This is a genomic window from Streptomyces sp. NPDC096012 (assembly GCF_040426375.1).
Taxonomy (GTDB): Bacteria; Actinomycetota; Actinomycetes; order Streptomycetales; family Streptomycetaceae; genus Streptomyces.
Genome location: NZ_JBEOTD010000001.1, coordinates 476,713 through 501,163, shown reverse-complemented (window position 1 = coordinate 501,163; position 24,451 = coordinate 476,713). Strand labels below are relative to the sequence as shown.

Genomic DNA, 24,451 nt, shown 5'->3' with positions numbered 1-24,451 from the left:
CGGCGGTCAGGCGGTCAGGCGGTCAGGCGGTCAGGCGGTCAGGCGGTCAGGCGGTCAGGCGGTCAGGCGGTCAGGCGGTCAGGCGGTCAGGCGGTCATCGTGACTCCCCCACACGCGCGTGGGGGACACGATCCGCTCTCTCCTAGCCGAATCCACCCAGTCTCGGCCGGACCTGCTTACTCTCGCGCGGGTGCCCCCACTCCCGGCCGGGTGCGATCCCTCCCGGCCGGGCCCGCTCACTCCCGGCCGGTGTTCGTCACAGCAGCCCGTCCCACCGGCCGGGTCCGCTCACTCCCGGCCGATGTTCGTCACAGCAGCCCGTCCCACCGGCCGGGCCCGCTCACTCCCGGCCGATGTTCGTCACAGCAGCCCGTCCCACATCTGCTCCAGCAGCACCGACCACCAGCTCTCCGGAGAGCCGAGCGCAGCCGGGTCCAGGGAGGCCAGCTGCGCCTGGAAGTCGACCGTCCAGCGGCCCGCCTGCTCCTGGTTCAGGCCGTGCCGCAGACGCCACATCCGGCCCAGCAGGGCCAGGCACCGCGCGAACTCCGGCAGCCCGCTGTTCACGAACTGCGGGGGCACCGGGGCACCGCCCGGCCCCGCCTCCACCGGCACGGCCACGATGTTCGCCGTGCCGTACTGCACACAGATCGCCTTGCCGAAGTCGCTGCCCATGACGAGGTACGACCCGGCGTCCGACGCCGGCTGCACCCCGCGCTCGGCCGCCAGCTCCGCCAGCGTCGGCACCGGACGTCCCGGCTGTGCCTGCGCCCAGAAGAACGGGCCCATGTCCAGCGGCAACCCGGCCACGACGAGCATGTGCGCCACGACCGGCGGCACACCCTGGCGTGACACCGCCTGCTGCTCGAACCGGAAGACACCCGGCCCGAACGCCGCCGCCAGCTCCTGCGCGATCGCCTCCGGCGGGTTCGCCGGTGCGGCCTGCACCGGCGGCAGCGGCGCCCGCACCGGCGCCGGCCGCGCGGGACCGTCCGCCACCTGGTGCAACTCACCCTGGTGCGCCAGCAACTGATGCATGCCCTGCTGCCGGCTCGCGTGGTCCGTGCCGTACGGCGCGATGCTCGTGATCCGCGCCTGCGGCCACTGCTCCCGGATCATCCGGGCGCAGTAGGCACCCGGCAGCTCGCACGACTCCAGCTCGGTGTGCAGCTCCAGCACCTGCTCCGGCGGCACGTTCATCCCGCGCAGTTCGTGGAAGATCTGCCACTCCGGGTGCGGCATGCCCGGGGCCGAACGCCGGATCAGCTGCTGCTCCGAACCGTCCTGCGCGCGATAGCGCAGCACCGCCTGGTAGCCGGGGCCGACCGTCGGCTGCCCCTGCTGCGGATACCCGTACGCGGGAGGCGGTCCGGGCACCTGCGCACCCGGGGGCGGCATGGCACCCGGCGGCGGCATGGCACCCGGCGGCATGGGCTGCGGGGCACCCGGGGGCATCGGGTGCGCGGCACCCGGAGCACCCGGCGGCATGCCAGGGGCGCCCGGCATCCCGAGTGCGCCGGGAGCGGGCGGCGGCGGAGCCCCCGGGCCGGCCACGGGGGGCGCGGCCAGCACGGTCTCGGCATGATGCACCGCACCATGCGCACCACCGTGAGGCCCCGGGACACCGGGAGCGCCGGGGGACTGTGGCGCGGCAGGCGCGAACGGGGCGTTCGGGGTTCCAGGAGGACCGGGCGGGTTGGGCACACCCGGGGCGTTCGGAGTTCCGGGGGGACCGGGCGGGTTCGGCGCAGCCGGGGCCCCCGGGCCGCCCTGTGCGCCCGGTACTCCCGCGGCACCCGGGGGCTGCGGCGCGCCACCGCCCAACTGGCCGGGGGTCGCGAGCACCGTGGCCGCGTGGTGCACATGGCCCGCAGGGGGGCCACCCGGAGCACCCGGAGCACCCGGAGCACCCGGAGCACCCGGAGCACCCGGAGGAGCAACGGGCGGAGAGGGGGCGCCCGGCGGGTTCGGCACGCCCGGTCCCGGTGTACCGTCCGCGCCGGCCGGGCCGGCGGGCGCTCCCGCCCCGAGCAGCCCCTCGGGTCCCTCGGGTTCGAGCGCCGACACAAGCTGCGTCGGCACGTACCCACCCGCGGGTGCACCCGGTGCGGGCGGGGTCGCCGCACTGCCCGGGCGTGCGCCCGGCGTACCCGGGGCGCCCGGCGGGGGAGGCGGCGCGCCCGCGCCACCGCGCGCCTTCTTCGGCGGCGGCGCCGCCTTGCTCGTCGCCGCATCCGCTATGTCACCGGCGTTCGGCGCGAGATGCCGCTGCGCCGTACCCGGCCCCGCCGGGGGCTGCGGCACGTTCGGCGTACCGCCCGGCCCGCCCGGCATCTGCGGGTAGCCGTACCCAGGAGCGCCCTGCGGCGCGCCGGAACCCTGGGGATACCCGTACGGCGGCGCGCCCGGGAACGGCGGCGGCGTGCTTCCTTGCGGCGTGCCAGGCGTGCCGGGCGTGCCGGGCGCAGCGTGGGGCGCGTACGGCATGCCCTGCGCGGAAGGCTGGTGGGGCGGGCCCGGCGGGGGCGTACCCGGGACCGCCGGTCCCTGCGGGTAGCCGTACGGCGGCGCACCCGGCCCAGGCGGAGGCGTGCCGCCCTGTGTGACGCCCGGCGGAGGCGTGCCGCCGTGCGTGGCGCTCGGTGCGCCGGGGGCACCGAGGGCGCCGGGTGCGGCGGGCACGCCGGGCTGGTGTGCGGCGCCGGGCGCGCCCGGCGCACCGCCGAAGGCGGGCGAACCGCTCTGGGAGCCGGGCGCCGAGTAGTCCTGCGCTCCCGGCACGTTCGACGCGTCGAGCGCCGGTGCGACCGCGGTCGGCGGCAGTTGGCTGCCCCCCGGGATCAGCGCGGTCTTCGCGTCCGGCGCGGCCGCCGGCGGCCGAGGGCCCTGGTCGTCCGGGTAGCTCAACGGCGGCGCGAACACCGTCGCCGGCAACGGCACGGAACGGTCCTCCTCGCCGGCGCCCGCATTCGTGTCCGTACCCGCCCAAGGCGTGGCACCGGCAGGCACATCCACCGGAGCAGACGGCCCCGGCACCTGCGGACCGCCGGGCTCTCCGTACGCCCCCGCCGCGCCCGGACCGGCCGGCACACCGGGACCGGCGGGCGCACCGGAACCGGCGGACGCACCCGAACCGGCGGACGCACCGGAACCGGCAGAGGCACCGGAACCGGCGGACGCACCCGAACCGGCAGAGGCACCGGAACCGGCGGACGCACCCGAACCGGCAGAGGCACCGGAACCGGCGGACGCACCCGGCCGGCGGTCCTCCAGGCCCAGCTTGTCCGCCGCCTCCTGCAGCCACTCCGGAGGAGACAGCAGGAACGACGTCTGGTTCAGGTCGACACGGGAGGCGGCGGCCGCCGGCACCGCGTCCTCGGGCTCGCCGGCACGCCCGTACTGCTCCTCGTACCGCCGGATCACCTCACCCACCGGCAGCGCCGGCCACAGCGTGGCCTCCCCGCTGTCCCGGGCGATGACCAGCCGCTGGCCGCCCGCGTCCGAGCGCGGGCCCTCCGCACGGTCCTCGCCCCACACCACGAATCCCAGGTCGAACTCCCGCACCCGCACCTCACGGTGCTGGTAGCCGGGGACGTCGCCGTTGATCCACTCCTCGGCGCGCTCCTGCGCCTGCGCGTAGGTCACCATCGCCTGCAGCTCACTCCCCTACCGGGCCGGAAGACGCCGAGCCGGAAGACACCGGGACGACACGGGCGAAACCGCCGTCCACCATCAGATTCGCCACCGTCTCCAACTCCGGTGGACTACCGGCCAGCCGCGACAGGAACACGTCGAAGTCGTCACCGCACGGCAGCAGCAGACGTTCCACCCGCTCCGCGGGCGACCAGGACGGATCCACGTCGCGCACGTCGTCGTACGCGCAGAACCACACCGAACCGATCCGCTCGCCCTTCACCTTCACCGCGAGCAGACCACCCTGTACGAAGGTGACGCCCAGGTAGTCCTTCGTCAGGTGGTCGCGCAGGCACTTGTTGACGTACACCAGGTCGTTGACCGCGGCCTCGTCGCGCACCGTGAAGAACGGCTGGTCCAGCAACAGGCCCAGTTCGGCGGCGAGTGCCGTGCCCACCGGCGCGCAGCCGCCCGCCGCCTTCAGGAACGAGCGGTAGGCGCCGGGGAGCCGGTAGCCGAGGTCCTCCTCGACGCCCTGCACCTGCGCCTCGGTCACCGCCACACCCGACTTCGGCAGCACGAAATGCGCCGGACGGGTCTCCTGCAGCGGGCGCGTCCCCCGCTTGGCGTGGTCCACCGGCGCCGTCGCCACGCCACCGTGGTGCCGCAGCAACGCCTTCACCTCGACCGGGACCAACTCCAGCCGCCGCGTGCCCGCCACGTGGTGCCACGTCCAGCCGTGCGGCGTCGCCACGTTCGCCACCGTGTCCCACAGCTCGTGCCCCGACGCCGCCGACGCGGCGTTCGCCGAGACGAAGTCCGTCAGCCGCAGCTCGTCGACGCCGAAGCCCTCCGGCGGTTCGGCGATCTCCGCCGCCACGCGCGCGTACGGCGAGAAATCCGGGTATCCGTGCTCGTCGACCCGTACCCCTCTCGGGTGACGTGCCGCCCGGACCGGATCGGGAAAGTGCACGACCTGCCCGGCGTAGGCCGCGTTCGGCGGCGCGGCATGTCCCCCGGCCTGGCCGCTGGGCGGTGCCCCCAGCCCGAGCCGACCTGTCGTCATGGCGGTTGCCCCCTGAGGCGTTCTCTCGGGCCTGAACGGCGGTGTCGATCGCGGATGGCGACAGCCTATGCGGTACACGAACCCCGGTCACCGGCCCACCGCGTCCCTCCGTGCACCGCCCGTCCGCTTCTGTGACCAGCCGTCACCCCATCGTCACGACACGCCCAGCCCCGGGCGTGTCGCGCCGCCCCAGCTTCCCCACCAGGCAGGGCATTTGGCACCCTGTGTTCCTTCGGGGGACACCCGGGGAGGGAGGAGCGATCATGAACGCCTTGCAGACCGGAGGTACGCAGGCGCGGGCCGGCGACCCTCGCATCGACTGGAGCGGCACCGAGACACCCGCCGCCCCCACCCTGCGTCACCGCCGCGACGGCATCCTGCCCACCGTCGCCGCGGCCCTCTCCGTCCGCGGCGCCACCCTCACCGGCACCGCCGCCCGCGGCGAGGAACCCCCTTCCCTGCACCCCCTCGTCCAGGACTTCCTCGACACCCTCGGCAGCGCCCAGCGCGACCGCTTCACCGGCCGGTGCGCCGAGACGATCCTGATCTCCCGCCAGGTCGCCGCCGCCGACGCCACCCGCAGCAAGCGCGCCGCCCGCAAGCCCATGACCAACGGCGAGGCCCGCAGGGCCCTCAAGCACGCCAAACTCACCACCCGCCGCATACGCGAAGCCGGCGACCCCCGCCATGGCAGCTTCGCCAGCCCCTGCCGGGCCTGCACCGCCCTCAGCGCCCACTTCGGCGTCCGCATCGTCGACCCCACGGCAACCGACGGCTGAGCGCACCCGTCGATCCCGACAAACCCCGCACCACCCACGCCGGTACGACGAACGAAGGGCCGATGCACCCCGACCGCACCTCCACCACGCGCTTCTCCGTACCCGTCGACGCCGCTCTGCGCGCCGCCGGGTGGCAACCCGGGCGCTGGGACATAAAGCAGGCCGAGATCTGGGCGGACACCCTGCGCGAGCACACCTCACCCGCCGGGCACCGGCACACCGTCTTCCCCGCGGCCGTCGAGGCCTGGGCGGAGTTCGGCGGCCTCGCGATCGCCCCCACGGGCCCCGGGCGCCAGGTCGCTCCCGCCACCCTCCACCTGGACCCGCTGCACGGACTGCACCACGCCCGCACCCTCGGCGACCTCGGGCGCGCCCTCGGCACCGACCTCAGCCCCCTGGGCGAGGAGACCGACACCACGGCGCTCCTCGCCGTCGACGCCGAGGGCCGCGTCTACGCGCTCGACCACACCGGCGACTGGTACGTCGGCCCCGACATCGACCACGCCCTGTCCACCCTCATCACCGGCATAGAGCCCGTACGCCTGACGGCAGGCTGACCCCGGGCGCGTCACGGCAGGCGGATCCCGGGGGGCCTCACAACAGGCCGATCCCTGGCGCGTCACAGCAGGCCGATCCCGGGGGCCCGACAACAGGCCGATGCCGGGCGCGTCACGGCAGGCGAATCCCGGGGGCCTCACAACGGGCCGATCCCGGGGCCTCGCGGCAGGGCCGGTCCCGGCCGTCCGAAACGGACGCCCACCCGGCCGACCCGCCGCACGCGCGAGCCCGCACGCCACGGCCACCCCGTGCACCTCAGGGCGAGCCGGTCCCGGCCGTCCGAGAGGCCGTTCACACCGGGCACGCCTCCGCGGCGACGGGTCGCGGAACCGCCCCGCCCGCTCCCCGCGCCCCGCTACCGCGCCGGGATCACCGCCGAGACCCGGAAGCCGCCCGAGTCCGTCGGTCCCGACACGAACACCCCGCCCAGCGCCAGGACCCGCTCGCGCATGCCCACCAGGCCGTTCCCGCCCGAGGGCAGCCGCGCCGCCGCGGCCGAGGCGGGCTCCGGCGGCGGCTCGTTCTCCACCTGCATCGCGATCTCCGACACCCGGTGCGCCAGCCGCACATGCGTCTTCGCGCCCGCCGCGTGCTTGTGGACGTTCGTCAACGCCTCCTGCACCACCCGGTACGCCGTCTGCTCGATCCCCGCCGCATACGTCCGCACCTCCCCGTCCACCGAGAGATCCACGGCCATCCCCGCCGCCGCCGACTGCCCGATCAGCTCGTCCAGCTCCGACAGGCACGGCCCCTCCGCGGCACCGTCCTCACCGGCCGCCCGGGAGGCCGCGGCCGCGGCCGCCTCGCCCACCGCCGCCAGCGGCAGCGCGGCGGCGCGCCGGCCCGCGTCCTCCCCCGCCCGCAGCACCCCGAGCATCTCCCGCAACTCGGTCAGCGCCTGCCGGCCCATGTCCCCCACGAGCGCGGCGTTCTTCACCGCCTTCTCCGGATCCTTGCGCGCCACCGCCTGCAGGGCCGCCGCGTGCACCACCATCAGGCTCACCCGGTGCGCGACGACGTCGTGCATCTCCCGCGCGATCCGGGTCCGCTCCTCGTTGCGCGCCCACTCGGCGCGCTCCTCCGCCCGCTCCGCGAGCAGCTGGAGCTCGCGCTCCAGGGAGTCCGCCCGCTCCCGCAGACTCTCCATCAACCGCCGCCGCGCGCCCACGTACAGGCCCAGCAGCACCGGTGGGGCCGTCAGCCCCAGCGACGTCGTGACCGCCGCGAACGGCACGAACCAGTCGCCGAGCGTCAGATCGCCCCGCGCCATGTCCTGCCGCACCCGTACGAACGTCACGATCATCGTGCCCAGCAACGACATCCCGGCCAGCGCGCCGATGATCCGCCGTGGCAGTTCGCACGCCGCGAGCGTGTAGAGGCCGACGACGCCCATCAGGAAACCCATCTGGGCCGGCGTGATCGCGATCGCCACCAGCACGACGGCGATGGGCCACTTGCGCCGCACCAGCAGCATCGAGCCGGCGATCAGACCGAACACGATCCCCACCGGCACCGGGACGCCCGCGTCCCGGGCGAACGGAATCCCCTCCGCGCCGCACTCGGCGGCCGACACCAGCGCCAGGCCGCCGTCGAGCACCGCGCTGCGCCACCTCCCCCACCACCAGGGGCCGGTCAGGCCCCTGGTGTGGTGGTTTTCCCCCGTCGTGGTCATGTGTCCAGCCTACGGGCGAGGCGTGCGGCTTTTCCGGTGACTTTCCCCTACCTCCACACACGGCACGGCGCGCGGGAACGGCCTCGAACGCGGCCTCGCCACCGGCCGCGTGGTGATCAAAGTCCCGCAAGGGCGCCCACTCGTACCGTCGCATCGAGGGCTGGTGGTACGGCATAGTAGGTGCCGCGACCTCAGCGGAGTGGACAAATGTCCGCTTGGGAAGCCTATATGGTCCCCTGTGGTGTAATCGGCAACACGGGTCACTTTGGATGATTTGTTCCAGGTTCGAGTCCTGGCAGGGGAGCCACCCACCCACCGGGTCCTGACATCACGGTCAGGGCCCGCACTCGTTCCCCCTCCCGCCCCCTCCGCTCCACCCCGGTATCCTGCGGCTGTCACCCCCACCCATCCAGAGCCGAAGGGCAACCCCGTGAGCGCCATCCGCCCGGCAGCCGTCGTCGTTCTCGCAGCGGGTGAGGGCACCCGTATGAAGTCGGCCACACCCAAGGTCCTGCATCAGATCTGCGGCCGTTCCCTGGTCGGCCATGTGCTGGCCGCCGCGCGCGAGTTGGACCCCGCGCAGCTGGTCGTCGTCGTGGGCCACGCCCGTGAGCAGGTCACCGCGCACCTGACCGAGATCGACCCGGACGTGCGCACGGCCGTGCAGGCGAAGCAGAACGGGACCGGGCACGCCGTGCGCATGGGTCTCGAGGAGCTGGGCGGCCCGGTGGACGGCACCGTCGTGGTCGTCTGCGGGGACACCCCCCTCCTCACCGCCGACACGCTCGAGCGGCTCGCCCGCACGCACCACGCGGACGGCAACGCCGTGACCGTGCTCACCGCCGAGGTGCCGGACGCCACCGGTTACGGCCGCATCGTGCGGGACGACGCGACCGGCGCCGTGACCGCGATCGTCGAGCACAAGGACGCCACCGACGCCCAGCGGTCGATCCGCGAGATCAACAGCGGGGTGTTCGCCTTCGACGGGCAGTTGCTGTCGGACGCCCTGAAGAAGGTGCGGACGGACAACAGCCAGGGCGAGGAGTACCTCACGGACGTGCTCGGCATCCTGCGGGAGGCCGGGCACCGGGTGGGGGCGTCCGTCGCCGCCGACCACCGGGAGATCGCCGGGATCAACAACCGGGTGCAGCTCGCCGAGGCGCGCCGCACGCTCAACGACCGGCTGCTGACCCGGGCCATGCTGGACGGGGTCACCGTGGTCGACCCGGCCACCACCTGGGTCGACGTGACGGTCACCTTCGAGCGGGACGCGCTCGTGCACCCGGGCACGCAGCTGACCGGGACCACGCATCTCGGTGAGGGCGCGGAGGTCGGCCCCAACAGCCGGCTGAAGGACACCCACGTGGGCGCGGGGGCGCGGGTGGACACCACCGTGTCCGAGGGGGCCTTCGTGGGGCCCGGGGCGACCGTGGGGCCGTACGCCTACCTGCGGCCGGGGACGCGGCTGGGCGCCAAGGGCAAGATCGGCACGTACGTCGAGACGAAGAACGCGCGGATCGGCGAGGGGACGAAGGTTCCGCACCTGTCCTACGTCGGCGACGCGACGATCGGCGAGTACACGAACATCGGCGCGGCGAGCGTGTTCGTGAACTACGACGGTGAGAACAAGCACCACACCACCATCGGGTCGCACTGCAAGACGGGCTCGGACAACATGTTTGTGGCTCCTGTCACGGTCGGGGACGGCGCGTACACCGCCGCCGGGTCCGTGATCACGAAGGACGTGCCGCCCGGTTCCCTGGCCGTGGCCCGTGGCCAGCAGCGGAATATCGAGGGCTGGGTGGCACGCAAGCGCCCCGGCAGCGCGTCGGCGAAGGCGGCCGAGGCGGTGTCCCGGCGGGGCGAGGACGAGGACTGACCGGAAACGGGTCCGCCAAACACGGCGTACCGTGATAAGTGCACATCCGCACGAGTGCACCCCCGCATCCTTACCAGCTGATACGGCCTCTCACGCCCAGCCGAGAGGTCCGAGCGGCCGGCTGGCTGACACAACCTCTGAGGAGACAGTGCTGTGACCGGGATCAAGACGACCGGCGAGAAGAAGATGATGTTCTTCTCCGGCCGCGCCCACCCCGAGCTTGCCGAGGAGGTCGCCCAGCAGCTGGGTGTCGGGGTCGTCCCGACGAAGGCCTTCGACTTCGCGAACGGTGAGATCTACGTTCGCTACCAGGAGTCGGCACGCGGTGCGGACTGCTTCCTGATCCAGAGCCACACGGCTCCGATCAACAAGTGGATCATGGAGCAGCTCATCATGATCGACGCGCTGAAGCGCGCGTCGGCTCGTTCCATCACGGTGATCGTGCCGTTCTACGGTTACGCGCGACAGGACAAGAAGCACCGGGGGCGTGAACCGATCTCGGCGCGCCTGATCGCGGACATGATGAAGACGGCGGGTGCGAACCGCATCCTGACGGTGGATCTGCACACGGACCAGATCCAGGGCTTCTTCGACGGTCCGGTGGACCACCTGTTCGCGCTGCCGCTGCTGGCGGACTACGTGGGCCGCAAGGTGGACCGGAACAAGCTGACGGTCGTGTCGCCGGACGCGGGCCGGGTGCGGGTGGCGGACCGCTGGTGCGACCGGCTCGGTGCGCCGCTGGCGATCGTGCACAAGCGGCGCGACAAGGACGTGGCCAACCAGGTGACCGTCCACGAGGTCGTCGGTGAGGTCAAGGGCCGGGTGTGCGTCCTGGTCGACGACATGATCGACACCGGTGGGACCATCTGCGCCGCCGCCGACGCGCTGTTCGCGCACGGCGCCGAGGACGTCATCGTGACGGCCACGCACGGCGTGCTGTCGGGTCCGGCCGCGGACCGCCTGAAGAACTCCCGGGTGAGCGAGTTCGTGCTCACGAACACGCTGCCGACGCCGGCGGAGCTGGGCCGGGACCTGGACAAGATCACGGTGCTGTCGATCGCTCCGACGATCGCGAGCGCGGTGCGCGAGGTCTTCGAAGACGGCTCGGTGACCAGCCTCTTCGACGAGCAGTGAGGTTTCTGCACGTCCTTCGGCCCGCCCGTCCGGCGGGCTAACTGAAGATCCTTTTGGGAACGGCCTCCCTTGCCGAGTAGACTGCTGCAGTTGCTCGGCGAGGGAGGCCGTACTCCGTCGGAAGACGGGATGCGGCGGTCCGTTATCGACGCGCTCTTCGTAGCAGGCCGTTCGTGGCCGGGTGACCAGGTCCGTACGAATTCCTACGAGGAGTGATCAACATGTCCGAGGTCAAGCTCAGCGCCGAGAGCCGCACCGAGTTCGGCAAGGGTGCCGCCCGCCGCATCCGCCGTGCCAGCAAGGTCCCGGGTGTCCTCTACGGTCACGGCTCCGAGCCGCTGCACCTGACCCTGCCGGGCCACGAGCTGCTGCTCGCCCTGCGTACGCCGAACGTCCTCATCGCCCTGGACATCGACGGCAAGACCAACGAGCTGGCGATCCCGAAGTCCGTGCAGCGCGACCCGATCAAGGGCTTCCTGGAGCACGTCGACCTGCTGCTGGTCAAGCGCGGCGAGAAGGTCACGGTCGAGATCCCCGTGCACACCGAGGGCGAGCTGGCCGCGGGTGGCAACCTGCTCGAGCACGTGCTGAACGCGCTGCCCGTCGAGGCCGAGGCCACGCACATCCCCGAGGCCGTCACCGTCTCCGTCGAGGGCCTGGAGGCCGGTGCCTCCATCCACGCCAAGGACATCACCCTGCCGAGCGGCGTCTCCCTGGCCGTCGAGGAGGACGCCGTCGTCCTGCAGGTCCTGGCCGCGCAGGCCGAGGAGACCGAGGGCGAAGAGGCCGTCGAGAGCGAAGAGCCCGCCGAGGCCTGAGCCCGGCCGGCGGTTCGGCCGTAGCGGCGGGTCCCTGTGCACAGGGCGCCCGGCACCGCCGCGGCCGTGCCCGCCCCGTCCCCGCGCTCGGCTCCGCCCGCGCCGGGGGTGCCCCATCGCCGTCGCGGACCGAATGGCCGCGGCGGTAGCCGTATCGCTCCAGCCGCTGCTTCCCTTGGGGGAGCAGCGGCTGTTGCACGTGAGGAGACATGGACGTGACCACCCCCGCCAGTGGCCCCTGGCTCGTCGTCGGGCTCGGTAATCCCGGGCCGGAGTACGCCATGAACCGGCACAACGTCGGTTTCATGGTGGCCGATCTGCTCGCGGCGCGGATCGGGGGGAAGTTCAAGCGGGCGGGCAAGGCGCAGGCACAGGTGCTGGAGGGGCGGATCGGTCCCGCCGGCCCGGCCAGCCGCCGGGTGATCCTCGCCAAGCCGATGTCGTACATGAACCTGTCCGGCGGCCCGGTGAACGCGCTGAAGGACTTCTACAAGGTGCCCTTGGCGAACGTGGTCGCGATCCACGACGAGCTGGACATCGACTACGGCACGCTGCGGCTGAAGCTGGGCGGCGGCGACAACGGGCACAACGGCCTGAAGTCGATGACGAAGGCGATGGGGCCGGACTATCACCGGGTGCGGTTCGGGATCGGGCGGCCGCCGGGGCGGATGCAGGTGGCCGACTTCGTGCTGAAGGACTTCGCGTCGGCCGAGCGCAAGGAGCTGGACTACTTCGTGGACCGTGCGGCCGACGCGGTGGAGTGTCTGGTGACGGAGGGCCTGGAGCGGGCGCAGAGCACGTACAACTCGTGACTTGTACGGCTATGCCGCGCGGGTGAGTTGACCGCCCGTCCGGGTATGGCCAATGATCCCGGCCATGCCTGCCACAGCCAGCTCCGCCCGTCCGGCGTCCGTGTCCGCGTTGCGGTTCGGGCGCGTCGCGGCGATGGGTACGGTCACCGTGCTGATCCTGTTCGCCGGGGTGTGGGGTTCCTGGGGGACCGCGCAGCACGTGATGCTGACCAAGGGGCGGGAGACCGGCACGGTCGAGGTCACGCACTGCGCCGGGCGGACGTGCACCGGGCCGTTCACTCCGACGTCCGCCGGATCACCGCCACGCGCGCGTGTCGAACTCGTGAAGTCCCTCGCGGTGCGCTCGGGTCGGACGTACGACGTCGTCCTGAAGCCCGGCAGCGCGGACGCGGTGCGTTCGGGGCCGGCGGGGATCCTGTACGCCTGGCTGCCGCTGGGCGGGGCGCTGCTGCTGGCCTCCGTGGTGGTCGCGGGCGGGATGCGGCTGGCCCGGCCGGGCTGGGTGCTCGGCCTGGCGGGACTGGGCCTGCTGACGGCGGCCTTCGTGGCCCTGCAGTGACCGCGACCGCTTGCGCTGCGGTGACCGGGCCCCGAGGCGACCGCGTCCCGAGGTGACCGGTTTCCGAGGCGACCGGTTTCCGAGGTGACCGGTTCCGAAGTGACCGCGTCCCGAAGTGATCACTTCCCGGTATAAGGGTGCCCCCGGGGTCTCGTACGACCCCGGGGGCACCCTGGTGTGTGCGGGGGGCGTCAGCCGGTGTTGCGCAGGCCGGCGGCGACGCCGTTGACGGTGAGGAGCAGGGCCCGCGCGAGCAGCGGGTCGGGGTCCTCGCCCGCGGCGGCCTCCTCACGCTGGCGCTTGAGCAGGGCCACCTGGAGGTAGGAGATCGGATCCAGGTAGGCGTCGCGGATGGCGAAGGTCTGCCTGAGGACCGGCTGGGCGTCGAGGAGTTCACTCTCGCCGGTGACGCGCAGGACCTCGCGGACGGTCAGCTCGTGCTCGGCCTTGATGGTGTCGAAGACGTGCTTGAGTTCGTCGGGGACGAGGGTGTCGACGTAGTGCTGGGCGATGCGCAGGTCGGTCTTCGCGAGGGTCATCTCGACGTTGGAGATGAAGTTGCGGAAGAAGTGCCACTGCTCGTGCATCTCGTCGAGCACGGTGTCGAGGCCGGCCTCGCGCAGGGCCTTGAGGCCGGAGCCGACGCCGAACCAGCCGGGGACGATCTGCCGGGACTGGGTCCAGCCGAACACCCATGGGATGGCGCGCAGGCCGTCGAGCGAGACGCCCGAGCCGGGGCGGCGGGAGGGCCGCGAGCCCAGGTGCAGGTCGGCGAGCTGGTCGACCGGGGTGGAGGCGAGGAAGTACGTCGGCAGGTCCGGGTCCTCGACCAGGCGCCGGTAGGCGTCGTGGGCGGCGTCGGAGACGACGTCCATGGCGGCGTCCCAGCGGGCCAGCGCCTCGTCGGACTGGCGCGGGGCGGTGTGCAGGGCGGAGGCCTGCAGGGTGGCCGCGACGGTCAGTTCCAGGTTCTCCCGGGCGAGGGAGGGGATGAGGTACTTGTCGGAGATGACCTCGCCCTGCTCGGTCACCTTGATCTCGCCCTCCAGGGTGCCCCAGGGCTGGGCGAGGATGGCGTCGTGCGAGGGGCCGCCGCCACGGCCGACGGTGCCGCCGCGGCCGTGGAAGAGGCGCAGGCGGACGCCGTAGCGGTGGGCGACGTCGCGCAGCCGGCGCTGGGCCCGGTGGATCTCCCACTGGCTGGTGGTGATGCCGCCGAACTTGGAGGAGTCGGAGTAGCCCAGCATGACCTCCTGGACGTCGCCGCGCAGCGCGACCAGGCGCCGGTAGGACGGGTCGGAGAGCATGTCCTCCAGGATCGTGTCGGCGGCGCGCAGCTCGTCGGTGGTCTCCAGGAGCGGCACGATGCCGATCTTCGCCCAGCCGGCGTGCAGGTCGACGAGGCCGGCCTCGCGGGCGAGGACGGCGGCGGCGAAGACGTCGTCGGCGCCCTGGCACATGGAGATGATGTAGGACTCGATGACCTCGGGGCCGAAGACAGCCAGGGCCTTCTTCACGGTCTCGAAGACGCCGAGGGTCTTGGCGCCGGCCGCGTCGACGGGGGCCGGGCTGGAGGCGAGCGGACGGCGCGAGCGCAGCTCCTTGGCGAGGAGCTTGGCCCGGTACTCGCGGGGCATGTCGGCGTAGCGCCAGGACTCCTCGCCCAGCCGGTCGAAGAGCTGGCCGAGCGCGTGGTGGTGGGCGTCGGCGTGCTCGCGGACATCCATGGTGGCGAGCTGGAGGCCGAAGGCGGCCAGGGTGCGGATGGTGCGGGCGAGGCGGCCGTCGGCGAAGAGCCCGCCGCGGTGCTCGCGCAGGGAGGTCTGGATGATTCTCAGGTCCGCCAGCAGCTCGCCGGTGCCCAGGTAGTCGCGGCCCTCTTCGTGCGCGGTGCCCTTGGCGAGGCGCTGCTTGGTGTTCTCCAGCTTCTGCCGGATGCAGGTGGCCTTGAGCCGGTAGGGCTCCTCGGCGTTGAGGCGCTTGTAGCGGGGGCTGATCTCGGGCAGCCGGTCGAGGTCGTCCTGGAGGGACCGCAGGAGTTCCTCGGTGGCGCCGGCGTAGCGGATGGAGTTGGAGAGCAGGCCGCGCAGCTCGTCGATCGTCTGCAGGGCGTCGTTGATGCCGTGCTCGTGCTGGAGGATCAGGACGTCCCAGGTCACCTGGGGGGTGACGTTGGGGTTGCCGTCGCGGTCGCCGCCGATCCAGGTGCCGAAGGTGAGGGGGCGGGTGTCGTCGGGGAGCTTGACGCCGACGCGCTCCAGTTCCGCCGTCAGGTCCTCGAGGACGTCGCCGACGGCGTCGGCGTGCAACTCGTCGAGGTAGTAGATGGCGTTGCGGGCCTCGTCGGCGGGCTCGGGGCGGACGACGCGCAGCTCGTCGGTCTGCCAGACGAGGTCGATGTTCTCGGCGAGGCGGACGTCGTGGCGGCGGCGGTCGGAGTCGAGCACCGGGGTGTCCAGGAGCGCGGCGATGCGCCGGAGCTTGTTCAGGACCGACCGGCGCGCGGCCTCGGTGGGGTGCGCGGTGAACACCGGGCGGACGTTCAGATGGCGCACCGTCTGCTTCAGGTGCTCGGGATCGGCGTCCTTCAGCCGGTCGGCGGTACGGGCGAGCAGCCCGCCCTCGGCCGCGCGCCGGGCGCGCAGCTCGCGACCGCGGTGCACCTGCTCGGTGATGTTGGCCAGGTGGAAGTAGGTGGAGAAGGCGCGGACCAGCTTGGCCGCGGTCTCCAGTTCGGTGCCGCGCAGCAACTCGGCGGCGGCCTCGCCGTCCTCGCGGGTGAGGCGGCGGACCTTCTCGACCAGGTCGAGGAGCTCGGGGCCCTCCTGCCGGACAAGGGTCTCTCCCAGGAGATCACCCAGGCGGCGGATGTCGGCGCGCAGCTCGCTGCCGGTCGTGGTGGTCTGGTCGTCGGCACTGCTCACAGGTGCGGCTCCTTGCAGTGTGGAGGCTCGTCTGGGAGGGGTACCCGTCCGTCTGGCACACGGCGGGCGCCGCATACGGGCCGGAGCGTCCGGGAAGAAACATCAGCGGACCGCGCTGTCCGACCGGTTCCAAGGATAGGTGCCCATGTGGACGCGCTGGCTCTGGGGCTCTTGCCGCCGCACGACACGCTGCCATACTTACGACTCCGTAGGTTACGGGACCGTAGGGAAGTACGGTCGAGTCCCGCCCGGTCCCGCGACACACACCCGTCTCGACCCTCGACCCCACAGGGGACGCGCATGACCTCAAGTTCCGACGTGATCGAAGAAGCCCGTAAGGCCGACGACACCTCCCCCTCCGCCACGCTGGGCGGCGAGCAGAAGCGTTCGATCGAGCAACTCACTCTGCTCCTGTTCATCATCGTGCCGTTCGTGGCACTCGTGGCGGCCGTGCCGCTGGCCTGGGGCTGGGGGGTGAGCTGGCTCGACATGGGCCTGCTGGTCTTCTTCTACTACCTCGGATGCCACGGCATCACCATCGGCTTCCACCGGTACTTCACCCACGGTTCGTTCAAGGCCAGGCGGCCGCTGCGGATCGCGCTCGCGATCATGGGGTCCATGGCGGTCGAGGGCCCCCTGGTGCGCTGGGTGGCCGACCACCGCAAGCACCACAAGTTCTCCGACGCCGAGGGCGACCCCCACTCGCCGTGGCGGTTCGGGGAGACGCTCCCGGCGCTGATGAAGGGCCTGTGGTGGGCTCACATCGGCTGGATGTTCGACGAGGAGCAGACCTCGCAGGAGAAGTACGCGCCGGACCTGATCAAGGACAGGGCGATGCGGGCGATCTCCCGCCAGTTCGTGCTGTGGACGGCCCTGTCGCTGGCGCTGCCCGCGGTGATCGGCGGTCTGGTGACGATGTCCTGGTGGGGCGCGTTCACCGGGTTCTTCTGGGGTTCCCTCGTCCGGGTGGCGCTGCTGCATCACGTCACGTGGTCGATCAACTCCATCTGCCACGCGGTCGGCAAGCGGCCGTTCAAGTCGCGGGACCGCTCGGGCAACGTGTGGTGGCTGGCGGTGCTGTCCTGCGGCGAGTCCTGGCACAACCTGCACCACGCCGACCCGACGTCGGCCCGGCACGGGGTGATGCGCGGCCAGATCGACTCCTCCGCGCGTCTCATCCGCTGGTTCGAGATGCTCGGCTGGGCGTACGACGTGCGCTGGCCGTCACGCTCGCGTATCGATTCCCGCCGCAACCCCGACCAGGGCGGCTCCCGGCGCCGGAAGGAGACGGCCGAGGCGGCATGATGGAGGCCGTGGCGACCGATTCCAGCAGCAATCCCGGCAACGACAAGCAGCGGCGGGCCCGCCGGACCCGTATGACCGGCGCCGAACGCCGCCAGCAACTGCTGGAGATCGGTCGCACCCTCTTCGCGGCGAAGGGGTTCGAGGGCACCTCGGTTGAGGAGATCGCGGCGAAGGCCGGGGTGTCCAAGCCGGTGGTGTACGAGCACTTCGGCGGCAAGGAGGGGCTGTACGCGGTGGTGGTCGACCGCGAGATGCGGCGCCTGCTGGACATGGTGACCGGCTCGCTGACGGCCGGCCACCCGCGTGAGCTGTGCGAGCAGGCCGCCTTCGCGCTGCTGGACTACATCGAGGAGTACACGGACGGCTTCCGCATCCTGGTCCGTGACTCGCCCATCCCCCAGTCCACCGGCTCCTTCGCCTCGCTGATCTCCGACATCGCCACGCAGGTGGAGGACATCCTGGGCCGGGAGTTCAGGTCGCGCGGCTTCGACTCCAAGCTGGCCCCGCTCTACGCCCAGGCACTGGTCGGCATGGTCGCGCTGACCGGCCAGTGGTGGCTGGACGTACGCCGCCCGAAGAAGGCGGAGGTGGCCGCCCACCTGGTGAACCTGGCCTGGCACGGCCTGGACGGACTGGAGCAGAAACCGCGGCTGATAGGGCACCGGAAGGCGTAGGCGCGGGGCGGGTGCCGCCGGCGTCGTCACCGGGGCTGGAGGAACTCCAGCCGGTTGCCGACGGGGTCCCGCGAGAAGAAGCGCAGGTGGCCGGGGAGGGCGTCGTCCCAGGTGACGGGTGCTCCACCGGCGGCGATCCGGGCCGCGAAGCCCTCGATGTCCCGTACCCGCAGGCCCGGGTGGGCCTTCCGCGCGGGGCGGAAGCCCTCCTCCACGCCGAGATGGAGCTGGACGGAGCCCGCCTGGAACCAGCAGCCGCCGCGCGCCGCGAGCAGCGGCGGCTTGGGGATCTCGGACATACCGAGGATCCCTACGTAGTAGGCCCGCAGCCGCTCCTCCGCGCCGGGCGGGGCGGCCAGCTGGACGTGGTCGACGGCGACCAGCACGCTCAGCCCTCCTTCACGGCCACGGCGAACAGCCGGCGGAACGGCAGGACGGTGCCGTAGGGAGCGCTGGGGTACGCCTCCCGCAGGAGGTCGCGGTACTCGGTGACGAAGGCCTCGCGGGCCTCGGGGTCGTCGGCCAGGGCCGTCAGGGCGGGCCGCAGCCCCGTGCCCTTCACCCAGTCCAGGACCGGGTCCGGGCCGGACAGGACGTGCAGGTACGTCGTCTGCCACACGTCGGTCGCGCAGCCGAGCCGGGCCATGCGGTCCAGGTAGGCGGCGGGGGTGTGCACGGAGTCCGTGCGGCGCAGCACGCCGGCGAGGCGGCCCTTCCAGCGGGGGGTGCCGGCCAGCTCGCGCATCAGGGCGTGCAGCGGGGCGTCGACGTTGTCCGGGACCTGGAAGGCGAGGGCGCCGCCGGGTTCCAGGGCGGCGATCCAGTCGGCGAAGCGGTCGGCGTGGCCCGGCACCCACTGGAGGGTGGCGTTGGAGACGATCAGGCCGTACGACTCCGTGGGCGTCCAGGTCCGCACGTCCGCGTGGGTGAAGTCGAGGCGTCCCCCGCCGGCCGTCGGCCCCGCGTGGTCGGCGTCGGCCTTGTCGAGCATCTCGGGTGAGTTGTCGTAGCCGGTGACGTGGGCCGTGGGCCAGCGCTCGGTGAGCATCGCGGTGGCGTTGCCCGGGCCGCAGCCGAGGTCGGCGATGCGGGGCCGGTCGCCGGGCGGCTCGGGGACGCGCGCGAGGAGGTCGGCGAAGGGACGGGCCCGGTGACCGGCGTGGCGGAGGTACTGGGCGGGGTCCCAGGTGGGCTCGGTGGTCATGCCGTCCACTCTCCTCCCCCATTTCTCTCGATGTCAAGAGACTCGACATCAAGAGACTTCATGTCGACACAACCACTACACTGATCTCCATGGAGGACGAGGTCGATCGGCTGGTCGCAGCGTGGCGCCGGGAGCGCCCGGACCTCGACGTGGAACCACTGGAAGTACTCAGCCGGGTGAGCCGACTCGCCCGGCACCTGGACCGCGCGCGCCGGCTCGCGTTCGCCGAGCATCAGCTGGAGCCCTGGGAGTTCGACGTGCTGACCGCGCTGCGGCGCGCGGGCACGCCGTACCAGCTCTCACCCGGCCAGCTGCTGACGCAGACCCTGGTCACCTCGGGCACCATGACCAACCGGATCGACCGGCTCGCCAAGAAGGGCCTGGTCGAGCGGCTGCCCGACCCGAGCGACCGGCGGGGGGTGCTGGTCCGGCTGACCGGGACCGGCCGGGACCGCGCGGACCAGGCGCTGGCCGGCCTGCTGGAGCAGGAGCGGGCGATCCTCGCCGAGCTGTCCCGCGCCCAGCGCGCCGAGCTGGCCGGTCTGCTACGCCAGTTGACCGCCCCGTTCGACAACATCCCCGGCTAGGTCGGCGGGCCCGATCCCGGCCCGCCGGGCGAGCGCCACGGCGGCCAGGGTGGAGTGGACGCCCAGCTTGCCGAGGACGTTCTGCATATGGGTGCGCACGGTGTGCGGGGAGAGGAACAGCCGCTCGGCGACCGCCTTGCGGCCGAGTCCGGCGACCATGCAGCGCAGCACCTCGCGTTCGCGCGGGGTGAGGGACTCCACCAGCCGTTCGCTCTCGGTGCGGTGCCGGCGGGCCGCCGTCAGCTCCCTGAGGACCCCGGTGAGCAGGGCGGGCGGCAGGTGGGTCTCCTCGCGCAGCACTCCCCGTATCACCGTCAGCAGCCGCGACAGCGAGCAGTCCTTGGCGACCCAGCCGGAGGCGCCGGCCTGCAGGGCGAGGGCCGCCCGGCGCGGGTCGTCCTTCTCGGCGATGACGACGATCCGCACGGCCGGCTGGGCGGCCCGCACCCCGGCGACGAGCGAGATCCCGTCGACCAGGCCCTCCTCGTCGACGGCCTGCACGGGCACGGCCGGGCGGGCACCGGGCAGCCGGCCGCCCAGGTCGGCGTCGACCAGCAGGACGTCGTAGCGGCGGCCCTCGGCGGCCGCGCGCTCCATACAGCGCAGCGCGGCCGGGCCGCTGCCGGCGGCGGAGACGTCGACGTCGGGCTCGGCGGCCAGGGCGGCGGCGAGCGACTCGGCGAAGATGCGGTGGTCGTCGACGACCAGGACTCGGATACGAACCACGAAACCCCCTTCCCCAGGCTCCGCGTGGAGCAGGGGATACCCAAGGTCCGGAGAGATCCGGCGATCGCCGGTCCGGAGAAAGCCCGGCAAAGGTCCGGAGAACGACGACCTGCGCGGGTACGACACCCTCAGCGGAAAGGACGCCCGCCGCACGGCCGCCGCCGTCGCCGGACTGCTTACCCCCACCGCGGGCGCCGTACCCGCCTGCCTCGCCCCCTGATCAGCACCGGCCCCCACCGGCGCTGTTTCTCAGAGTACGGATGGGGGCGGACAGTGGAAGGCGATTTACAGAACTGACCGTCCGACGCGTTTATGGTGTGCCGCATGTTTCGTATTGAGGCGGAAGTCGACGAAGACCGACGTGATCTGCTCCGCTCGCGGCTGCGCGACGCCAACACGGCGGCGTCCCCGGTACTGGCGGCTCTGCGCGGCACGCCCGGCGAACGCGACACACCCCTGCACGTCTGGGCACTGGACACCGCCGGCAACCTGGCGGGCGGTCTGGTCGGCCACACCTGGACGACCTGGCTGCACGTCACCTACCTGTGGGTGGACGCCGTCCACCGCGGCACCGGCCTCGGCTCACGCCTGCTCGCCGAGGCGGAGCGCACCGCCACGACCGACCGCGGCTGCACCGCCGCCCGCCTGGAGACGTGGGACTTCCAGGCACCGGACTTCTACCGCAAACAGGGCTACGAGATCGTGGCCACGATCCCCGACTACCCGCCGGGCGTCACGGAGTACGTGCTGACGAAGCGACTGCCCTGACGAACGGTCACCGCCCCGGACACGCAGGACCGGTCGCGCGCCGACCCGCCGGCGCCGTCCCGGCACTCGGCTTGCCGGGGCGGGCCGGACGGTGCCGGCCCCGTACGCGGGTGTACGGGGCCGGTGCGGGCGGGGGGTCAGAGTGCCCGGTGTGCTCCCGGGGACGGGACCGCCTCGAAGACCCGGGGGGTCGTGAAGCCGGCCGCGGCGAAGGCTTTTTCGGTCGCCTTGGTGAGGGTGTCGACCTCCGCCGACTCGGTCAGGACGATCGCCGAGCCGCCGAAGCCGCCGCCGGTCATGCGGGCGCCGAGGGCGCCGGCGGCCAGGGCCGTGTCGACGACCAGGTCCAGCTCCGGGCAGGAGATGCGGAAGTCGTCGCGCAGCGAGGTGTGGCCCTCGGTGAGGACCGGCCCGATGGCCCGGGTCTCGCCGCGGTGCAGCAGGTCGACGACGCGCTCCACCCGGTGGTCCTCCGTCACCACGTGGCGGACCAGGCGGACGATCTCCTCCTCGTCGCCGAGACGGGCGAGGGCCGCGTCCAGTTCGGCGTAGGGGATGTCGCGCAGGGCGTCGACGCCGAGCAGGGCCGCGCCCTTCTCGCAGCCGGCCCGGCGCTTGCCGTACTCGCCGCCGCTGTGCGCGTGTTTGACCTGGGTGTCCACCACCAGCAGCCGCAGGCCCTCGGCCGCCAGGTCGAAGGGGATCTGCCGCTGGGAGAGGTCGCGGGTGTCCAGGAAGAGCGCCTGGCCCTGCTCGCAGCAGGACGACGCCGTCTGGTCCATGATGCCGGTCGGCGCGCCGACGTAGACGTTCTCGGCGCGCTGGCACAGCCGGGCCAGCCGCCAGCGCTGCAGGCCGAGGTCGTACAGGTCGTTCAGCGCGAGCGCGATCACGACCTCCAGGGCCGCGGACGAGGACAGGCCCGCGCCCGTCGGCACCGTGGAGGAGAGGTGGACGTCGGCGCCGGTGACCGCGTGGCCCGCCTCACGCAGCGCCCAGGCCACGCCCGCCGGATACGCCGCCCAGGTCCGGTCGGACTGCGGGGCGAGGCCGTCCAGCCGCAGCTCCACCACGCCGCCCGCGACGTCCGCCGAGTGCAGGCGCAGGATGCCGTCGTCGCGGCGGGAGACGGCCGCGACCGTCCGGTGCGGCAGCGCGAACGGCATGACGAAGCCGTCGTTGTAGTCGGTGTGCTCGCCGATCAGGTTGACCCGGCCCGGCGCCGCCCACACCCCCTCCGGCTGCGTCCCGTACAGCTCGGTGAAGCGGTCCGCGACCTGCTGTGCCCCCACTAGTGCTCCTTTGCGATGCTCTGCGCGAAGTCCCACGCGTCGGCGACGATCCCCGCCAGGTCCGCGCGGGACGGGTTCCAGCCCAGTTTCTCGCGGGCGGTGTCCGCCGAGGCGACCAGGACCGCGGGGTCGCCGCCCCGGCGCGGTGCGGTGACCTCGGGGATCGGGTGGCCGGTGACCTCGCGGACGGTCTCGACGACCTCGCGGACGGAGAACCCGCTGCCGTTGCCGAGGTTGCAGATCAGGTGCTCGCCCGGCCGGGCCGACGTCAGGGCCAGCAGGTGGGCCTCGGCGAGGTCGGCGACGTGGATGTAGTCGCGGACGCAGGTGCCGTCCGGGGTCGGGTAGTCGTCGCCGTAGACGGAGATCGCCTCCCGGCGGCCCTGGGCGACCTGGAGGACGAGCGGGATGAGGTGCGACTCGGGGTCGTGGCGCTCGCCGCAGGCGCCGTAGGCCCCGGCCACGTTGAAGTAGCGCAGGCTGACGGCGGCCAGGCCGTGGGCGTTCGCCTCGCCGGTGATCATGTGGTCGACGGCGAGCTTGGACGCGCCGTAGGGGCTGGTCGGCCGGGTCGGCGCGGTCTCCACGATCGGGACCTGCTCGGGCTCGCCGTAGGTGGCCGCCGTGGAGGAGAAGACCAGCTTGCGGACGCCCGCCTCGCGCATCGCGCCGAGCAGGGCCATGCTGCCGCCGACGTTGTTGTCCCAGTACTTCTCCGGCTTGACCACCGACTCGCCGACCTGGGAGAAGGCGGCGAAGTGCAGCACACCCTCGTAGGAGGCGTCGAGCCACTTGGCGGCGTCCCGGATGTCGCCCTCGATGAACGTCGCACCGGCCGGGACGCCCTCGCGGAAGCCGGTGGAGAGGTTGTCGAGGACGGTGACCTCGTGGCCCGCCTCCAGCAGGTGCTGGGCCACGACACTGCCGACGTAACCCGCGCCACCTGTCACCAGGTACTTCATGAACTCGCTACCTCTCGCAGTCGCTCGGCCGCGCGCTCCGGCGGCACGTCGTTGATGAACACGCTCATGCCGGACTCGGAACCCGCGAGGAACTTCAGCTTGCCGGAAGTGCGGCGGATGGTGAAAAGCTCGAGGTGGAGCGCGAAGTCGTCCCGCGTCACGCCGTCGAACTCCGCCAGCGCGCCGAACGGCGCCTGGTGCCAGGCCGCGATGTAGGGCGTCGGAGGCTCGTCCACGGGGTCCCCCCCTCCGTCCCGCGTGTCGAAGATCCGGTCGAAGCGCCTCAAGAGTTCCAGATAGACCTGGGGGAATTCTGTGCGGGCCGCCTCGTCGAGCGCGAGCAGATCGGGCACGCGGCGCTTGGGGTACAGGTGGACCTCGTACGGCCAGTGGGCGGCGTACGGCACGAAGGCCGCCCAGTGTTCACCCTCAAGGACGACCCGCTCTCCGGCCAGTTCCCGTTCCAGCACCGCGTCGAACAGGTTCTGGCCGCCGGTGGCCGCCTTGTGGGCGGCGAGCGAGCGCAGCATCAGCGCGGTGCGCGGGGTGGTGAAGGGGTAGGCGTAGATCTGGCCGTGCGGGTGGCCCAGGGTCACGCCGATCTCGGGCCCGCGGTTCTCGAAGCAGAACACCTGCTCCACGGACGGCAGATGCGACAGCTCGGCCGTGCGGTCCGTCCAGGCGTCCAGCACCAGCCGGGCCTGCTCCTCGGTGAGGCCGGCGAAGGAGGCGTCGTGCTCGGGGGTGAAGCAGACGACCTCGCAGCGGCCGGAGTCGCCGGCGAGGGAGGGGAAGCGGTTCTCGAAGACGACGACGTCGTAGGAGGAGTCCGGGATCTCGCTGAGGCGGTCGCCGTGCGTCGGGCACAGGGGGCACTCGTCGGCCGGCGGATGGTAGGTGCGGCCCTGGCGGTGCGAGGCGACGGCGACCGAGTCGCCGAGCAGCGGGTCGCGGCGGATCTCGGACGAGGTGACCGTGCGGTCCAGCGGGCGGCGGTCGACGGCGTCGCGGACCGTGTCGTCCCGGAGGTCGTAGTAGATCAGCTCACGACCGTCGGCCAGCCGGGTCGAGGTCTTCTTCACGCAAGGCTCCTCTGCGT

At 72.7% G+C, this 24,451-nt stretch carries 21 protein-coding genes and 1 tRNA gene; 12 read left to right on the top strand and 10 right to left on the bottom strand.

Annotated features, from left to right (window positions below; all coding sequences use genetic code 11):
• Positions 1 to 360: 360 nt before the first annotated feature.
• Positions 361 to 3,648, bottom strand: coding sequence for an SUKH-4 family immunity protein (locus ABVB68_RS02365; protein ID WP_353599123.1), 3,288 nt, complete (start codon positions 3,646 to 3,648; stop codon positions 361 to 363).
• 10 nt (positions 3,649 to 3,658) lie between these two features.
• Entirely contained in the window at positions 3,659 to 4,699 is a 1,041-nt protein-coding gene (locus ABVB68_RS02360) for an SMI1/KNR4 family protein (protein ID WP_353599122.1), read from the bottom strand.
• Between the two features lie 263 nt (positions 4,700 to 4,962).
• Here ABVB68_RS02360 and ABVB68_RS02355 point away from each other — a divergent pair, with 263 nt between their 5' ends.
• Together ABVB68_RS02355 and ABVB68_RS02350 are read left to right on the top strand one after the other, a co-directional pair.
• The gene (locus tag ABVB68_RS02355; protein ID WP_353599121.1) at positions 4,963 to 5,478 is read left to right on the top strand and encodes a YwqJ-related putative deaminase; all 516 of its coding nucleotides are present in this window, start codon (positions 4,963 to 4,965) and stop codon (positions 5,476 to 5,478) included.
• Positions 5,479 to 5,540: 62 nt separating this feature from the next.
• Entirely contained in the window at positions 5,541 to 6,035 is a 495-nt protein-coding gene (locus ABVB68_RS02350) for an SUKH-3 domain-containing protein (protein WP_353599120.1), read from the top strand.
• Between the two features lie 356 nt (positions 6,036 to 6,391).
• Here ABVB68_RS02350 and ABVB68_RS02345 read toward each other — a convergent pair whose 3' ends face one another.
• The gene (locus ABVB68_RS02345) at positions 6,392 to 7,708 is read right to left on the bottom strand and encodes a sensor histidine kinase (RefSeq protein WP_353599119.1); all 1,317 of its coding nucleotides are present in this window, start codon (positions 7,706 to 7,708) and stop codon (positions 6,392 to 6,394) included.
• Positions 7,709 to 7,940: 232 nt separating this feature from the next.
• Between ABVB68_RS02345 and ABVB68_RS02340 the strand changes: the two genes are divergently transcribed.
• From ABVB68_RS02340 to ABVB68_RS02315, 6 genes are all read left to right on the top strand, one after another.
• Positions 7,941 to 8,015: transfer RNA gene (locus tag ABVB68_RS02340), tRNA-Gln, on the top strand.
• 123 nt (positions 8,016 to 8,138) lie between these two features.
• Positions 8,139 to 9,587 carry a bifunctional UDP-N-acetylglucosamine diphosphorylase/glucosamine-1-phosphate N-acetyltransferase GlmU gene (gene glmU, locus ABVB68_RS02335; RefSeq protein WP_353599118.1) on the top strand — a complete coding sequence of 483 codons (1,449 nt, stop codon included), beginning with the start codon at positions 8,139 to 8,141 and terminating at the stop codon, positions 9,585 to 9,587.
• 153 nt (positions 9,588 to 9,740) lie between these two features.
• On the top strand, positions 9,741 to 10,721 hold the full coding sequence (locus ABVB68_RS02330) for a ribose-phosphate diphosphokinase (protein ID WP_353599117.1): 981 nt from the start codon (positions 9,741 to 9,743) through the stop codon (positions 10,719 to 10,721).
• A 221-nt stretch (positions 10,722 to 10,942) separates the two neighbouring features.
• Positions 10,943 to 11,539: a 50S ribosomal protein L25/general stress protein Ctc gene (locus tag ABVB68_RS02325; RefSeq protein ID WP_353599116.1), complete on the top strand. Its 597-nt coding sequence runs from the start codon at positions 10,943 to 10,945 to the stop codon at positions 11,537 to 11,539.
• A 209-nt stretch (positions 11,540 to 11,748) separates the two neighbouring features.
• Positions 11,749 to 12,351, top strand: coding sequence for an aminoacyl-tRNA hydrolase (pth, locus tag ABVB68_RS02320; protein ID WP_353599115.1), 603 nt, complete (start codon positions 11,749 to 11,751; stop codon positions 12,349 to 12,351).
• Positions 12,352 to 12,403: 52 nt separating this feature from the next.
• Complete coding sequence (locus ABVB68_RS02315; RefSeq protein WP_353599114.1) at positions 12,404 to 12,910, top strand: hypothetical protein; 507 nt, start codon at positions 12,404 to 12,406, stop codon at positions 12,908 to 12,910.
• 191 nt (positions 12,911 to 13,101) lie between these two features.
• On the opposite strand, the gene ppc is transcribed toward ABVB68_RS02315, so the two are convergent.
• Positions 13,102 to 15,834, bottom strand: coding sequence for a phosphoenolpyruvate carboxylase (gene ppc / locus ABVB68_RS02310; RefSeq protein ID WP_353599113.1), 2,733 nt, complete (start codon positions 15,832 to 15,834; stop codon positions 13,102 to 13,104).
• Between the two features lie 300 nt (positions 15,835 to 16,134).
• On the opposite strand from ppc, the gene ABVB68_RS02305 reads away from it, so the two are divergent.
• Both ABVB68_RS02305 and ABVB68_RS02300 read left to right on the top strand, forming a co-directional pair.
• Positions 16,135 to 17,139, top strand: coding sequence for an acyl-CoA desaturase (locus tag ABVB68_RS02305; RefSeq protein WP_353599112.1), 1,005 nt, complete (start codon positions 16,135 to 16,137; stop codon positions 17,137 to 17,139).
• On the top strand, positions 17,136 to 17,813 hold the full coding sequence (locus ABVB68_RS02300; protein WP_353599111.1) for a TetR family transcriptional regulator: 678 nt from the start codon (positions 17,136 to 17,138) through the stop codon (positions 17,811 to 17,813). Before ABVB68_RS02305 ends, ABVB68_RS02300 begins: the two co-directional genes overlap by 4 nt.
• Before the next feature lie 26 nt (positions 17,814 to 17,839).
• Here ABVB68_RS02300 and ABVB68_RS02295 read toward each other — a convergent pair whose 3' ends face one another.
• Both ABVB68_RS02295 and ABVB68_RS02290 read right to left on the bottom strand, forming a co-directional pair.
• On the bottom strand, positions 17,840 to 18,199 hold the full coding sequence (locus ABVB68_RS02295) for a VOC family protein (protein ID WP_353599110.1): 360 nt from the start codon (positions 18,197 to 18,199) through the stop codon (positions 17,840 to 17,842).
• 2 nt (positions 18,200 to 18,201) lie between these two features.
• Positions 18,202 to 19,017, bottom strand: a complete 816-nt coding sequence (locus tag ABVB68_RS02290; protein WP_353599109.1) for a trans-aconitate 2-methyltransferase — start codon at positions 19,015 to 19,017, stop codon at positions 18,202 to 18,204.
• Between the two features lie 89 nt (positions 19,018 to 19,106).
• On the opposite strand from ABVB68_RS02290, the gene tamR reads away from it, so the two are divergent.
• Entirely contained in the window at positions 19,107 to 19,604 is a 498-nt protein-coding gene (tamR, locus tag ABVB68_RS02285) for a MarR family transcriptional regulator TamR (protein ID WP_353599108.1), read from the top strand.
• On the opposite strand, the gene ABVB68_RS02280 is transcribed toward tamR, so the two are convergent.
• Positions 19,563 to 20,330: a LuxR C-terminal-related transcriptional regulator gene (locus ABVB68_RS02280; RefSeq protein WP_353599107.1), complete on the bottom strand. Its 768-nt coding sequence runs from the start codon at positions 20,328 to 20,330 to the stop codon at positions 19,563 to 19,565. The two genes, tamR and ABVB68_RS02280, sit on opposite strands and share 42 nt — an antisense overlap.
• A gap of 312 nt (positions 20,331 to 20,642) precedes the next feature.
• Between ABVB68_RS02280 and ABVB68_RS02275 the strand changes: the two genes are divergently transcribed.
• On the top strand, positions 20,643 to 21,098 hold the full coding sequence (locus tag ABVB68_RS02275; RefSeq protein WP_353599106.1) for a GNAT family N-acetyltransferase: 456 nt from the start codon (positions 20,643 to 20,645) through the stop codon (positions 21,096 to 21,098).
• Between the two features lie 137 nt (positions 21,099 to 21,235).
• On the opposite strand, the gene galK is transcribed toward ABVB68_RS02275, so the two are convergent.
• From galK to galT, 3 genes are read right to left on the bottom strand one after another with little or no spacing between them, the layout of a single operon-like run.
• The gene (galK, locus tag ABVB68_RS02270) at positions 21,236 to 22,390 is read right to left on the bottom strand and encodes a galactokinase (RefSeq protein WP_353599105.1); all 1,155 of its coding nucleotides are present in this window, start codon (positions 22,388 to 22,390) and stop codon (positions 21,236 to 21,238) included.
• Positions 22,390 to 23,352, bottom strand: a complete 963-nt coding sequence (gene galE / locus ABVB68_RS02265) for a UDP-glucose 4-epimerase GalE (RefSeq protein ID WP_353599104.1) — start codon at positions 23,350 to 23,352, stop codon at positions 22,390 to 22,392. The genes galK and galE overlap by 1 nt, the downstream gene beginning before the upstream one ends.
• Positions 23,349 to 24,434, bottom strand: coding sequence for a galactose-1-phosphate uridylyltransferase (gene galT, locus ABVB68_RS02260; protein ID WP_353599103.1), 1,086 nt, complete (start codon positions 24,432 to 24,434; stop codon positions 23,349 to 23,351). The genes galE and galT overlap by 4 nt, the downstream gene beginning before the upstream one ends.
• Positions 24,435 to 24,451 lie beyond the last annotated feature (17 nt).

Bases quoted from the DNA above. Each gene is read 5' to 3' on its own strand.
- tamR (WP_353599108.1), top strand. From the start codon at position 19,107: ATGGAGGACGAGGTCGATCGGCTGGTCGCAGCGTGGCGCCGGGAGCGC.
- ABVB68_RS02345 (WP_353599119.1), bottom strand. From the start codon at position 7,708: ATGACCACGACGGGGGAAAACCACCACACCAGGGGCCTGACCGGCCCC.
- ABVB68_RS02325 (WP_353599116.1), top strand. From the start codon at position 10,943: ATGTCCGAGGTCAAGCTCAGCGCCGAGAGCCGCACCGAGTTCGGCAAG.
- ABVB68_RS02290 (WP_353599109.1), bottom strand. From the start codon at position 19,017: ATGACCACCGAGCCCACCTGGGACCCCGCCCAGTACCTCCGCCACGCC.
- ABVB68_RS02315 (WP_353599114.1), top strand. From the start codon at position 12,404: ATGATCCCGGCCATGCCTGCCACAGCCAGCTCCGCCCGTCCGGCGTCC.
- ABVB68_RS02360 (WP_353599122.1), bottom strand. From the start codon at position 4,699: ATGACGACAGGTCGGCTCGGGCTGGGGGCACCGCCCAGCGGCCAGGCC.
- ABVB68_RS02350 (WP_353599120.1), top strand. From the start codon at position 5,541: ATGCACCCCGACCGCACCTCCACCACGCGCTTCTCCGTACCCGTCGAC.
- ABVB68_RS02355 (WP_353599121.1), top strand. From the start codon at position 4,963: ATGAACGCCTTGCAGACCGGAGGTACGCAGGCGCGGGCCGGCGACCCT.
- ABVB68_RS02305 (WP_353599112.1), top strand. From the start codon at position 16,135: ATGACCTCAAGTTCCGACGTGATCGAAGAAGCCCGTAAGGCCGACGAC.
- galE (WP_353599104.1), bottom strand. From the start codon at position 23,352: ATGAAGTACCTGGTGACAGGTGGCGCGGGTTACGTCGGCAGTGTCGTG.
- ABVB68_RS02300 (WP_353599111.1), top strand. From the start codon at position 17,136: ATGATGGAGGCCGTGGCGACCGATTCCAGCAGCAATCCCGGCAACGAC.
- ABVB68_RS02365 (WP_353599123.1), bottom strand. From the start codon at position 3,648: ATGGTGACCTACGCGCAGGCGCAGGAGCGCGCCGAGGAGTGGATCAAC.
- pth (WP_353599115.1), top strand. From the start codon at position 11,749: ATGGACGTGACCACCCCCGCCAGTGGCCCCTGGCTCGTCGTCGGGCTC.
- ABVB68_RS02275 (WP_353599106.1), top strand. From the start codon at position 20,643: ATGGTGTGCCGCATGTTTCGTATTGAGGCGGAAGTCGACGAAGACCGA.